The following is an 11,555-nucleotide window of genomic DNA, read 5'->3' on the forward strand; positions in this document are numbered from 1 at the left end:
GTGCGGGGCCCTCTGCGCGCTGTCGTTCGCCGTCGCTCGCTCCGTCAGTCGGTGAGGCGCTCGCCCGTCGACGTCGAGAACACGTGGATCTCACCCGGACGCGGGACGACGTGCAGCTGCGTGCCCTTCTCCGGGACCCGGCGGCCGTTCACGCGGACCACGAGGTCCTTGTGCTCGCCGCCGACCTCGGCGGAGCCGTAGACGTAACCGTCGGCGCCGAGCTCCTCGACGACGTTCACGGAGACGGCGAGGCCCGCCGGGGCGTCCTCGGTCTCCTTGGAGAGGGACTTCGCCGTGGCGCCGTCCTGCTCGACGATGTCGAAGTGCTCCGGACGGACACCGACGGTGACCGTGCGGTCGCCCTTGTCGGCGGCGGCGGAGAGCGCCTCGCGGTTGACCGGCACGACGGAGTTGCCGAACTTCACGCCGCCGTCGGTGATCGGGACCTCGACGAGGTTCATGGCGGGGGAGCCGATGAAGCCGGCGACGAAGAGGTTGGCCGGGCGGTCGTACATGTTGCGCGGCGAGTCGACCTGCTGGAGCAGACCGTCCTTCAGGACGGCCACGCGGTCACCCATGGTCATGGCCTCGACCTGGTCGTGGGTGACGTACACGGTGGTGATGCCGAGGCGGCGCTGGAGGCTCGCGATCTGCGTACGCGTGCTCACGCGGAGCTTGGCGTCGAGGTTCGACAGCGGCTCGTCCATGAGGAAGACCTGGGGCTCGCGCACGATGGCGCGACCCATGGCGACACGCTGGCGCTGACCGCCGGAGAGGGCCTTCGGCTTGCGGCTGAGGTACTCCGTGAGGTCGAGGATCTTCGCGGCGTCCTCGACCTTCTGGCGGATCTCGGCCTTGTTGACGCCGGCGATCTTCAGGGCGAAGCCCATGTTGTCGGCGACGGTCATGTGCGGGTAGAGCGCGTAGTTCTGGAACACCATGGCGATGTCCCGGTCCTTGGGCGGCAGGTGCGTGACGTCGCGGTCGCCGATGTGGATGGCGCCGGCGTTCACGTCCTCCAGGCCCGCGAGCATGCGCAGGGAGGTGGACTTTCCGCAGCCGGAGGGACCGACGAGGACGAGGAATTCGCCGTCCGCGACGTCGAGCTCGAGCTGGTCGACGGCGGGCTTTTCGCCACCCGGGTAGATGCGGGTCGCCTTGTCGAACGAAACAGTGGCCATGGTGAGGGCCCCCTTCACCGGCAGGAACGTGCCGGACGATCCGTTGTAAAGAGAGGAGTGGTGTAGTCCACCTGAGTGAACTGCTCGTGACCGTACCCCGAGGGTCACACGTCTGTCAGTAGCCGGGAAGCCGCGACCTTCGAGGAAATTTTCGACTTGGCAGAGCGGCGGGTGCGCGGGTGGTTACGGAGGGGTGGAGCAGCGAGGTGGAGGGCAACTCTGTGGCTTCGGGAAATGGGCGCTGTGTAGAGTGAGACCGCCTCGGGCGTGGCCTTGGGCCGTGCGTGATGCCCCCTTAGCTCAGTTGGCCAGAGCGGTTCACTTGTAATGATCAGGTCGTCGGTTCGATTCCGACAGGGGGCTCGAAAAAGCCCAGGTCAGAGCGTATCTGGCCTGGGCTTCTCCATGTCCTGAAGCGCCTCGCGTCCAAGCAGTAGTCCCCGCCACCCCCCTCCGGCACACTTGTGTTCCGGGGCAGTGTGCAAGGGGGACGAGCGATATGAATGGTCGTTCGAGTGGCCTGATCGGGGAATGGGCGGAGGCGCAGCGCCAGCAGCAGCGTCAGCGAGAGGCCCGGCTTCGGTTGGAGTTGGAGCGGGAGCGCGACGAGGGGCGGGAGCTTCGTGCGCGTGAGCGGGACATGGCGCGGATGCAGCGCGGGCGCCAGGCCGAGTACCGCAGGCGGCGCGAGGCAGAGGCTTCGCGGCTCACGGATGAGCTGGACAGCCGGGTGGAAGTTCTGTCGGGGTTCCTGGTGGCCGGGTGCCGGGCTCCGGCGTTCTGTGCTGCTTCGTTGAAGCGTGCGGAGCCTGTCGTGGACCGGCGGGTGGACGATGAGCGGGTTGCCGCGCAGGCCGCGGAGGTGCGTGCGCACAACGAGCGGGTGGCCGACATGACCGCCGCCTTACGGGAGAGGGATCCGGCGACGGTCGTCGAGTACTTCTCGGCGGCGCTGTACGCGTCGCGTGGCTGGCCCGACGGATTCCCGCGGCAAGTGGTGGCGGCTTTTGATCCGCTGATGCGGCAATTGGTGCTGAATTGGCAGTTGCCGGGGTACGACGTGGTGCCGGAAGCGCGCATGGTCCGGTACTTCGTCGGTTCGGATCGGCAGAGGGAAATACCGAGGCCGATGGGGCAGCGGAGATCCTTATACAGAGAGGTGCTGGCACAGTGCGTGTTGCTTGCTGTGCGTGATCTCTTTGCCGCCGATGAGTTCGGGATACTTTCGTCGGTCGCGCTGAATGGCTTTGTGGACGACTTTGATCCGGCTACAGGGCTGCGTGCGGAGGTATTTCTGGCCACGGTGATGGTGGAGGCCGAGGCGTTCGCCCGGTTGCGGCTGGAGACGGTGGCTCCGGTGGACTGCCTCATCGACGGACTGCACGGGCGGTTGGCCGTACGACCGGGGCAGCGCGCGGCGGTGCGCCCCGAGAGGCTTCCCGGGCAGGTGGGTTCTGGTGTGGTGGCGCGTGGGGGCGGGAGGGAGCCGGATCTGCTGACGATGGATCCGGTGGAGTTCGAGGAGCTTGTCACCGATCTGTTCCGGGCGCGTGGCATGCAGGCGGTCACGACGCAGCGCTCGCATGACGGGGGCGTGGACGTGGACGCGGTGGATCCGGATCCGATCAGCGGCGGGAAGATCGTTGTTCAGGTGAAGCGATACAGCAATACGGTTCCGCCGAGTGCCGTGCGGGATCTGTACGGAACTGTTCAGGCGGCGGGTGCCAACAAAGGGGTGCTGGTCACGACTTCGGGATTCGGGCCCGGTTCATACGCATTCGCCAACGGGAAGCCGTTGACGTTGGTGGCCGGTCCGGAGTTGGTCGATCTGCTGCATCGGTGCGGATTGCGCGGTCGGTTGGGTCAGGAGGCCGAGGCGCCGATCCCTCAGTGGGGGGCCGCTGAAGAGACCGAAGAGGCTGACGCCGAGCGTGGCGAGTACAACGTCCTGGGCATGTCGTGGGCCGGTCGTGTGCCCCTGGATGTGTGTGCGCTGGTGTGCACGGGGAGCCGTGTGGTCAGCGACAGTCACTTCGTCTTCTACAACAATGTCCAGACGCCGGACGGCTCGGTCCGGATGCTGGGTGAATTCGCCGGGGACCGGGCCGCGATCCGGGTGGCGTTCGACGAGTTGCCCGAGGAGGCCGACCGTCTGGTGCTGGTGGCCGCGGTGGACCCGGAGGCTGATCCGGAAGCTGATCTCGGTGAATTCACCCGTGCCGGCATTCGTCTGCGGGATGCGGAGGGCGAGGAGTTGGATCAGGTTCCGGTGTCGGACGGCAAACCGGGTGAGACGGCGCTGGTCCTGGGCTCGTTCAGGCGGCGGACGGGCGGTGACTGGAGATTCGTGGTGGGCGGGAAGGGCTACGCGGGTGGACTGGAGTCGCTGGTCCGGGAGTTCGGGATCGACGTCGAGTAGCGGCGCGGGGCGGGGGCCCGGGGCGTGGTCACGTGATGGCCCGGGCCCCCGCGGCGGGGCTTCGTACGGTCAGTGGCGGCCCGCGATCTTGTCCGCCCATTGGGACAGGCGGGAGGATGTTGCCGTGTTGGTGGTCAGTTCGCGGCGGTCGGCTGTGTTGTAGGTGGCGTACATGCCGTGGACGCCGAGCCAGCGGAAGGGTTCTGGTTCCCACTTGCGGACCTTGTGGTTGACCCAGGGGAGGGTCGTGAGGTCGGTGGGGCCTGCTTGGCCCGAGTCCTGTTGGACCAGGTCGCGCAGGGTGCGGGCCGCGAGGTTGGCGGTGGCGACGCCCGAGCCGACGTAGCCGCCCGCCCAGCCGAGGCCCGTCGCGCGGTCCAGGGTGACCGTGGCGCACCAGTCGCGGGGGACGCCCAGGACGCCGGACCAGGCGTGGGCGATCCCGACTCCGGCCAGTTGCGGGAAGAAGCGGGTCAGGATGGCGCGCAGGGCCTCGATGGTGGCGGGTTGCGTGCGGCCGTCGTTGTCCGTTTTTGAGCCGTAGCGGTACGGGACGCCCCGGCCGCCGAGTGCGATGCGGCCGTCCGACGTGCGTTGGGCGTACATGTACGCGTGCGCCATGTCGCCGAGGGTTTCGCGGCCCTCCCAGCCGATCGATTCCCATTGGTCGGACGACAGGGGTTCTGTCGCGATCATGGAGGAGTTCATGGGGAGCCAGGTGCGGCGCTGGCCCTTGAGGGATGCCGTGAAGCCCTCCGTGCAGCGCAGGATGTAGGGGGCGCGCACCGTGCCGTACGGGGTGATCGCGTGCTTCGGCTTGATCTCGGTGACGGGCGTCGACTCGTGGATCGTGACGCCCAGGGCCTCGACCGCCGTCGCCAGGCCCTTCACCAGTTTCACCGGGTGCAGGCGTGCGCCGTGCGGGGTCCAGGTGGAGCCGACGGCGCCCGCGACGCGGATGCGGTCGGCGGTCTCGCGTGCGCCGTGCAGGGTGCGGTCCTTCTCGCCGTACGCGAGTTCCGTGGCGTGGAATTCCTTCAGGCGGGCCAACTGGGCGGGCGTGTAGGCGATTTCCAGTACGCCGCCGTGGTGGATGTCGGCGTCGATCCCTTCCGCCTTCGCCGTCTCGATCACTTCGGTGACCGTGTCGTTCATCGCCTCCTGGAGGCGGGTCGCCGCCTCCTTGCCGTGCAGGCGGGCGTAGCGGTCGCGGCCCGCGATGCCGTTGTAGAGCCAGCCGCCGTTGCGGCCGGAGGCTCCGTACCCGCAGAACTTCTGTTCCAGGACGGTGATGCGGAGGAAGGGCGCGGCCTTCTTCAGGTAGTACGCGGTCCACAGGCCCGTGTAGCCGCCGCCGACTATGCAGACGTCGGCACTCTCGTCGCCCGGCAGGGGTTCACGGGGGGCCGGGGTGCCGTGGTCCGCATACCAGTACGAGATGCCGCCGTTGATCGTGCTGCTCATGTGCCGGACGTTACTGCGCTGGTGGGGGCTTTGGGGAGGGTCGTGGCGTACGGGTTCGGGGTGGGGGGTCCGATACGTTGATCCGGTGCGTGGCGAAGTGCCATGTGCCTCGATCATGGAGGACTGTTCAGATGGCCGTACGCAAGGCCGGGCGCATCGTCACCGCGGTGGCCGCCGCCGCACTTCTCGCCGGGGGCGCAGCCGCCTGCGGGCCCGAGGACCTCACGGGCGGGAGCGGTGGCAGCGACGACAAGGCGTCCGCCTCGGCGAGCGGGTCCGGGTCGGATTCCACCGGCGGCCCCGAGGCGAAGGCGCCGCCCGCCGGTACCGACGCGCTCGCGAAGACGCCCGCCACGGTGAAGGGCGGCGTGATCACGGTCGGCGACCCGAAGGCCGGGCACACGGTCAAGCTGTACGAGGACGCGCGCTGCCCGATCTGCAAGAAGTTCGAGGACACCGGTGCGCAGGCCCTGGTGAAGCCGGTGGCCGAGGGCAAGGTGAAGGTCCAGTACACGCTCGCCTCGTTCCTCGACAAGAACCTCGGCGGCAGCGGCTCGGTGAACGCGGCGAACGCGCTGCGGGCCTCGGTGGAGGCGGGCAAGTTCCCGCAGTACCACGCCGCGGTCTTCGCCAACCAGGCCGAAGTCGAGACCGACGACGCCTACACGCCCGCCTTCCTGCTGAAGATCGCCGACAAGGTGGACGGGCTGCGGGGCGCCGAGTTCGACAAGGCGGTGCGGAAGGGCACGTACAAGAACTGGGTCGGCGAGGCGATGCAGGCCTTCACCGACGACGGCATGGAGGGCACGCCGACCGTCGTGATCGACGGAAAGAAGGCGGACAGCCGGACGCTGTTCGACCAGGAGATGTTCGCCGAGGAGCTCAAGGCCTCCGGGATCTCCTGACCGTCCACCTGCGTGGTGCCGGGCGTACGGCGCTCCGGGTCAGCGGATAGCAGGCCAGGCCGATCAGGACCGACGTGAAGTGGCCCAGGTCGGTGAAGGTCCTGCCGGTGATCAGCGGGGTGCCGTACACGGCGAGGACGATCAGGAGGTACGCGTATCTCCAGGGTCTTGGCACCCAGTAGGTGAGGACCGCGACGACGCCCGCGAGCGCGTAACTCACGCCCACGTCCAGGGTCTTGGCCGAGGACGTGGGTGCGGCGCCGTGGTGGATCGCGAGCGCGAGGACGCCTTCGCTGATGAGGGTGGCCGCGGCGTGCGCGCCCGCGGCCACCGCGAGCCAGCGTGCGGTGCCCAGCCAGCGTTCGGCGGTGGCGTGGAAGACGGTGTAGAGGACGGCGTACGACAGCCAGGTGCCGCCGTCGGTCCAGAACGCGCTGGAGACCAGGACGCGCACGGGGTTCTGTGACAGCTCATGGATGTTGGTGGAGCGCTGGCGCAGGAAGTCGTTCTCGAACTCCGGTGACATGTGGTGCATGGCGACGGTCGTGACGAAGAGGATCGCGAGCCAGATGTATGTGCCGGGGGCGCTGCGGATGTAGGCGCGGACGGCCCGGCCCGCTGTTTTCGCGGTCCTCGCGGCCCTCGTAGTCCTCGTGGTCCTCGCGGGCCCCTTGGCCCGGAAAATCCCCATGCGGCGATTCACCCACGCCGGTAGCGTCACGGACGTGATCGACATTCGCATTCCGGACGAGCTGATCGAGTCGCAGTACGAGTACGCGGGGGAGCCGGGCCGTGCGTTCATCGCGGCGCTGCCCGCGCGGGTCGCCGAGTTCGTCGAGCGGTGGGACCTGACGGTCGACGGTCCCTCGATGCACGGCATGGCCGCGCTCGTGCTGCCTGTGGTGCGGCGGGACGGCACGCCCGCCGCGGTCAAGTTCCAGCTCCTGGACGAGGAGACCGAGGGGGAGCCCGTCGGTCTTCGGGTGTGGGACGGCGACGGGGCGGTGCGGCTCCTCGACCACGACGACGCCACGGGCACGATGCTGCTCGAACGCCTGGACTCCGGGCGGATGTTGTCGACCATGCGGGACACGCACAAGGCGGTGCTCGTCATCGCCGAGTTGCTCGCGCGGCTCACCGCGGTGCCGGCGCCCGCGGGGATGCGGCGGCTCGGGGACATCGCGGCGGAGATGGTCGACGATCTGCCGCAGGCGCTGAAGTCGATCTCCGATCCGGGGCAGCGGGCACTCGTGGAGCGGTGCGGGGGCGCGGTGCGCGAGGTCATGGGGGAGCCCGGCGACCGGCTTCTGCACTGGGACCTGCACTTCGAGAACGTCCTCGCCGGTGAACGCGAGCCGTGGCTCGCCATCGACCCGAAGCCGCTGGCCGGTGACCCGGGCTTCGACCTCTGGCCCGCGATCAACAACCGTTTCGACGCGGGCGACGTGCTGTGGCGGTTCGACGCGATGAGCGAGGTCCTCGGGCTCGACCGGGAGCGGGCGAAGGCATGGACGCTGGGGCGGGTGCTGCAGAACGCCCTGTGGGAGATCGAGGACGGGCGGCCGCTGGACGAGGAGGATCTGGAGGTCGCGCGGTTGTTGTCGGGGCGGTGACGGCCTGCGCTGATGCGCTGTGACGAGCTGCCCTGATGCGCGGTGACGAGCTGCCCTGATGCGCGGCGCCTGTTCGACGTACTCTGCCGCCATGATTCGTAGCGCCACGCCTGCCGACGTCCCCCTGATCCACGCCATGGTCCGCGACCTCGCGGAGTACGAGAAGGCTCTCGACGAGGCCAGGGCCTCCGAGGAGCAGCTGCGCGAAGCGCTCTTCGGGGAGCGGCCCGCCGCCTTCGGGCACATCGCGCAGGACGACGACTCGGGGGAGGTCGTCGGGTTCGCGCTGTGGTTCCTGAACTTCTCCACGTGGCGCGGGGTGCACGGGATCTACCTGGAGGACCTGTACGTGCGTCCCGAGGCGCGCGGCGGCGGGCACGGCAAGGCGCTGCTGCGTGAGCTCGCGCGGATCTGTGTGGAGCGGGGTTACGAGCGCCTCGAATGGTCGGTGCTCGACTGGAACGAGCCGTCGATCAACTTCTACAAGTCGCTCGGTGCGCTGCCGCAGGACGAGTGGACGGTGTACCGGCTGACGGACGGGGCGTTGGCGGGCCTTGGGGGCGTCGCGGAGTAGAGGCAGGGGTTCGCCGCATCAGGGGATCAGGGGATCAGGACCACCTTGCCCGTGGTGCGGCGGTTCTCCAGGTCGGCGTGGGCCGTCGCCGCCTTCGACAGGGGGTAGCGCTGGACCGCCGGGGTGAAGTGGCCCTTCGCCGCCTCGGCGAGTGCGGCGAGCTCCAGGGTGCGGATCGGGTTGTCGCCGCCCGCCTTCTGCATCATCGCCGGGCCGAGTACGCCGGTCTGGGTGATGCCGCGGGCCGCGAGTTGCTCGTCGGTGAAGGTCAGGGGTTCGCCGTCGTGGGGGCCCTTGCCCGACCAGCCGAAGACGAGGTGGCTGCCGCCGGGGGCGAGGAGGTCCACGGCGGCGAGGCCGGGTGCCCCGCCCACTCCGTCGAAGACGACGGTCGCGCCGGGGACTCCGATCTTCGTCAGGTACGCGCGTACGTCGTCCGGCCAGTTCGGGTTCCTGTGGTCGCGGTAGTCGACGGCGAGGTCCGCGCCGTTCGCGCTGACCCGGTCCGTCTTCTCCGGGCCGCCCGCCAGGCCGATCACCGTGGCTCCCGCGTGCTTGGCGTACTGGACCAGGAGCGTGCCGATGCCGCCCGCCGCGGCCGGGATGACGACCACGGAGTCCGGGGTCAGCTCGGCGAACTGGAGGATGCCCATCGTCGTACGGCCCGTGCCGATCAGGGCCACGGCCTGTGCGTCGTCCAGGGCTTCCGGGATCTCGTGCAGGCGGGCGGCCTCCGTGACGACCAGTTCTGCGTAGCCGCCGGGGGCGAAGCCGATGTGGGCGACCACGCGCTTGCCGAGCCAGTGGGCGTCGACTCCCTCGCCGAGCGATTCGACCGTGCCCGCCACCTCGCGGCCGGGGATGGTGGGCAGTTCGGGGAGTTCGGGGAGCGGGCCCTGGATTCCGGCGCGGACCGCGGTGTCCAGGAGGTGCACGCCGGCCGCGGTCACCGCGATGCGGACCTGGCCGGGGGCCGGTGCGGGGTCCGGTGCCTCCTCGTACGAGAGGTGCTCGGCGGGGCCGAAGGTGTGCAGGCGGATGGCGTGCATGGGGTGCTCCCTGGGCTTTGGGGTGCTCGGTGCGGGGTGCTCGGCGCTGGGTGGTGGGTGTTGGATGCTCGGCGCCGGGTGGTCTTTTGTGGTCTGACCGCCACCCTCGTACCTCAAGCGGACTTGAGGTCAAGCCTCCTTGTGGACATCGCGAGCGTCACCGCCTCCAGGGCGCTGTTGAAGGAGACCTCGGAGAGCAGGCCGGGCGCCGCGACCTGGTCGCCTGCGAGGTACACGCCGTTGCCGCGGTCGATCGCCGGGCGGTCGCGCCAGGTGGTGCCGGGCAGGTCCACCGCGCCGGTACGGCCGTTGGAGACGGAGTCGCGGCGCCAGACCAGGCGGTCGCGCCAGCCGGGGAAGCCGAGGTCGAGCAGGTGGTCGGCGCGGGCCGTGCCGTCCGCCTTGGACTCGTCGGGGGAGAGCGGGATCTGTCCCTGGACGAGTTCCTGGCCTGCGGGGGCGAGGGTGCGGTCCTGGGTGGTGAACCGTTCGATCCAGCCGGTCCCGTCCAGGTCGGAGATCGCGAAGGGGTCGCCCCTGCGGGAGTTCAGGGCCAGGTCGACCAGGGTGGTGCGGGCGCTGTCCCAGTGGAGGGTGTCGTCCTGGAGGAGCCGGCGGGCCGCGGGGAGCGAGGTGGCCACGACTACCGGGCCCCTGGCGGTGAGCGGGGCGATGGAGTCGATGCGGGAAAGCGTTTCCACGCGTACGCCCAGGTTCCAGGCGAGGGCCGCCATGCGGTCGATGACCGAGCCCCAGCCGCCGCTCGGGTAGTGCGCTTCCGGGGGCAGCTTCGTGGCGCGGCGCAGGCGCTCCTGGACGAACCTGGCGGAGAGGGAGCCGGGGTCGTGGTGGAACGTCGCCACGGCGATGTAGTGGGCGGCGGCGCGGGCTCCCTCCTCGCCGACCTCGCCGGTCGCCCAGGTCATGAAGTCCGCGTCCACCGGGGCCTGTTCGGGCTTGCGGCGCAGGAGCTTCACCATCGCCACGGGCGGGGTACGGCGGAGCCTGCCCCGGTGGTGCAGGCGCAGCCGGGTGCCTTCGATGGGCGGGAGGGGGGCGAGGGGGCCGATGAGGTCGCGCTGCTTGAGCCAGGTCCAGTGGGGGCCGCCGTTGTAGAGGGCGTGCGGGCCTTCGTTCGTGCGGTACGCGCCTTCGGCGGTGCGGGCTCGGCCGCCGAGGGTGTGGTGGGCCTCGTGGACGGTTACGCGGGCGCCGGATTCCGCGGCGGTGATGGCGGCGGTCAGGCCGGCGAAGCCGCCGCCGATGATGGTCAGGGTTTGGGTGTTGTGGGCGCTGCGGGTGGTGTGGGTGGTGGGGTTGTTGCGGTTGGTGGGCATGGGGGTTGGCTCCTGTCGTGGTCGGGCGGCGCCTTGTCGTGAGGCTCACTTCGTACGACGGGTGGGGGTGCCCTGGATGTGACATCGGGGTGCGGCGGCGTTGTCAGCGTTGTCAGTGGGTGGGTGCACGATGGGCGGATGGGACAGAGTGCGGCAGCGGTGAAGAAGGCGCGGCGGCCCGAGGTGCGGTTGCCCGCGCTGCGGGAGTTCGGCGGGGGTGAGTTGGCGCCTGACGGGGATTACGACGGGGTCGAGTTCCGGGGGCTCGATCTGGCGGGGCAGGACGGCGGGGGAGCGCTGTTCCTGGACTGTGCGGTGACGGGCTGCGGCGTCAGCGAGACGCGGCTGAGCCGGGCGCGGTTCGTGGACTCGGTCCTCACGGAGCCGCGGGGGGTCGGCACGGAGCTCGTGGAAGCCTCGCTGCGGGACGTGGAGGTGGTGGACGCGCGGCTCGGGGGTGTTCAGCTGCACGGGAGCGTGCTGGAGCGGGTCGTCGTGCGGGGCGGGAAGCTGGACTATCTGAACCTGCGCAAGGCGCGGCTGAAGGATGTCGTCTTCGAGGGCTGCGTGCTGGTGGAGCCGGACTTCGGGCAGGCGTCGCTTGAGCGGGTCGAGTTCGTGGGCTGCGTGCTGAAGGGGGCGGACTTCAGCGGGGTCCGCATGAAGGACGTCGACCTGCGGGATGCGGCGGAGGTGGACATTCTGCGGGGGATCGACTGCTTGGCGGGGGCGGTGATCAGTGCGGCGCAGCTGATGGATCTGGCGCCGGTGTTTGCTGCGCAGGTGGGCGTGCGGGTGGACTAGCGTCCGGCTTTGGCGGGCGGGGGTGGGGGCGGGCCGCGTTGAGTGCCGCTGGCCGGGGTGTGGCCTGGTCTTTCGATGCCGGGTGCGGGTGCGGGGGCGTCCGGGGCGGCTAGCGGTCGCGTCCCACGTAGTGGTGTAGAGATGCGGACTTGAGAACTCCGCAGGTCCTGCCGACGGTGGGGCTGATGCGTCGCCGCGTCCTGGCACCG

General features: G+C 69.9%; 10 protein-coding genes and 1 tRNA gene. 6 read left to right on the forward strand and 5 right to left on the reverse strand.

Annotation, left to right across the window (positions count from 1 at the left end; genetic code table 11):
* Positions 1 to 44: 44 nt before the first annotated feature.
* On the reverse strand, positions 45 to 1,181 hold the full coding sequence (locus ACQKIP_RS27090) for an ABC transporter ATP-binding protein (RefSeq protein ID WP_365860279.1): 1,137 nt from the start codon (positions 1,179 to 1,181) through the stop codon (positions 45 to 47).
* Between the two features lie 289 nt (positions 1,182 to 1,470).
* On the opposite strand from ACQKIP_RS27090, the gene ACQKIP_RS27095 reads away from it, so the two are divergent.
* Positions 1,471 to 1,544 (forward strand) — tRNA-Thr (locus ACQKIP_RS27095).
* A gap of 136 nt (positions 1,545 to 1,680) precedes the next feature.
* On the forward strand, positions 1,681 to 3,600 hold the full coding sequence (locus tag ACQKIP_RS27100; RefSeq protein ID WP_365860280.1) for a restriction endonuclease: 1,920 nt from the start codon (positions 1,681 to 1,683) through the stop codon (positions 3,598 to 3,600).
* 69 nt (positions 3,601 to 3,669) lie between these two features.
* Here the strand turns inward: ACQKIP_RS27100 and ACQKIP_RS27105 are convergent, their stop codons facing one another.
* Positions 3,670 to 5,064: an NAD(P)/FAD-dependent oxidoreductase gene (locus tag ACQKIP_RS27105; protein WP_365860281.1), complete on the reverse strand. Its 1,395-nt coding sequence runs from the start codon at positions 5,062 to 5,064 to the stop codon at positions 3,670 to 3,672.
* Positions 5,065 to 5,195: 131 nt separating this feature from the next.
* Here ACQKIP_RS27105 and ACQKIP_RS27110 point away from each other — a divergent pair, with 131 nt between their 5' ends.
* Positions 5,196 to 5,969 (forward strand): DsbA family protein, encoded by a 774-nt coding sequence (locus tag ACQKIP_RS27110; RefSeq protein ID WP_365860282.1) that lies wholly within the window; start codon positions 5,196 to 5,198, stop codon positions 5,967 to 5,969.
* Here the strand turns inward: ACQKIP_RS27110 and ACQKIP_RS27115 are convergent.
* Positions 5,947 to 6,660 (reverse strand): rhomboid-like protein, encoded by a 714-nt coding sequence (locus tag ACQKIP_RS27115; protein WP_365860283.1) that lies wholly within the window; start codon positions 6,658 to 6,660, stop codon positions 5,947 to 5,949. The genes ACQKIP_RS27110 and ACQKIP_RS27115 overlap by 23 nt on opposite strands.
* Between ACQKIP_RS27115 and ACQKIP_RS27120 the strand changes: the two genes are divergently transcribed.
* Both ACQKIP_RS27120 and ACQKIP_RS27125 read left to right on the forward strand, forming a co-directional pair.
* A complete protein-coding gene (locus ACQKIP_RS27120) occupies positions 6,659 to 7,582 on the forward strand; it encodes an aminoglycoside phosphotransferase family protein (RefSeq protein ID WP_365860284.1) in 924 nt (307 codons plus the stop codon). The genes ACQKIP_RS27115 and ACQKIP_RS27120 overlap by 2 nt on opposite strands.
* Positions 7,583 to 7,673: 91 nt before the next feature.
* Entirely contained in the window at positions 7,674 to 8,156 is a 483-nt protein-coding gene (locus ACQKIP_RS27125; RefSeq protein WP_365860285.1) for a GNAT family N-acetyltransferase, read from the forward strand.
* 26 nt (positions 8,157 to 8,182) lie between these two features.
* Here ACQKIP_RS27125 and ACQKIP_RS27130 read toward each other — a convergent pair whose 3' ends face one another.
* Together ACQKIP_RS27130 and ACQKIP_RS27135 are read right to left on the reverse strand one after the other, a co-directional pair.
* Entirely contained in the window at positions 8,183 to 9,205 is a 1,023-nt protein-coding gene (locus tag ACQKIP_RS27130) for a zinc-binding dehydrogenase (protein ID WP_365860286.1), read from the reverse strand.
* 113 nt (positions 9,206 to 9,318) lie between these two features.
* Positions 9,319 to 10,542, reverse strand: a complete 1,224-nt coding sequence (locus tag ACQKIP_RS27135; RefSeq protein WP_365860287.1) for an FAD-dependent oxidoreductase — start codon at positions 10,540 to 10,542, stop codon at positions 9,319 to 9,321.
* Between the two features lie 138 nt (positions 10,543 to 10,680).
* Between ACQKIP_RS27135 and ACQKIP_RS27140 the strand changes: the two genes are divergently transcribed.
* Positions 10,681 to 11,346, forward strand: a complete 666-nt coding sequence (locus tag ACQKIP_RS27140; protein WP_365860288.1) for a pentapeptide repeat-containing protein — start codon at positions 10,681 to 10,683, stop codon at positions 11,344 to 11,346.
* Positions 11,347 to 11,555: the final 209 nt, after the last annotated feature.

Origin of the sequence: Streptomyces sp. NPDC059900 (assembly GCF_050270335.1) — a bacterium.
Taxonomy (GTDB): Bacteria; Actinomycetota; Actinomycetes; order Streptomycetales; family Streptomycetaceae; genus Streptomyces.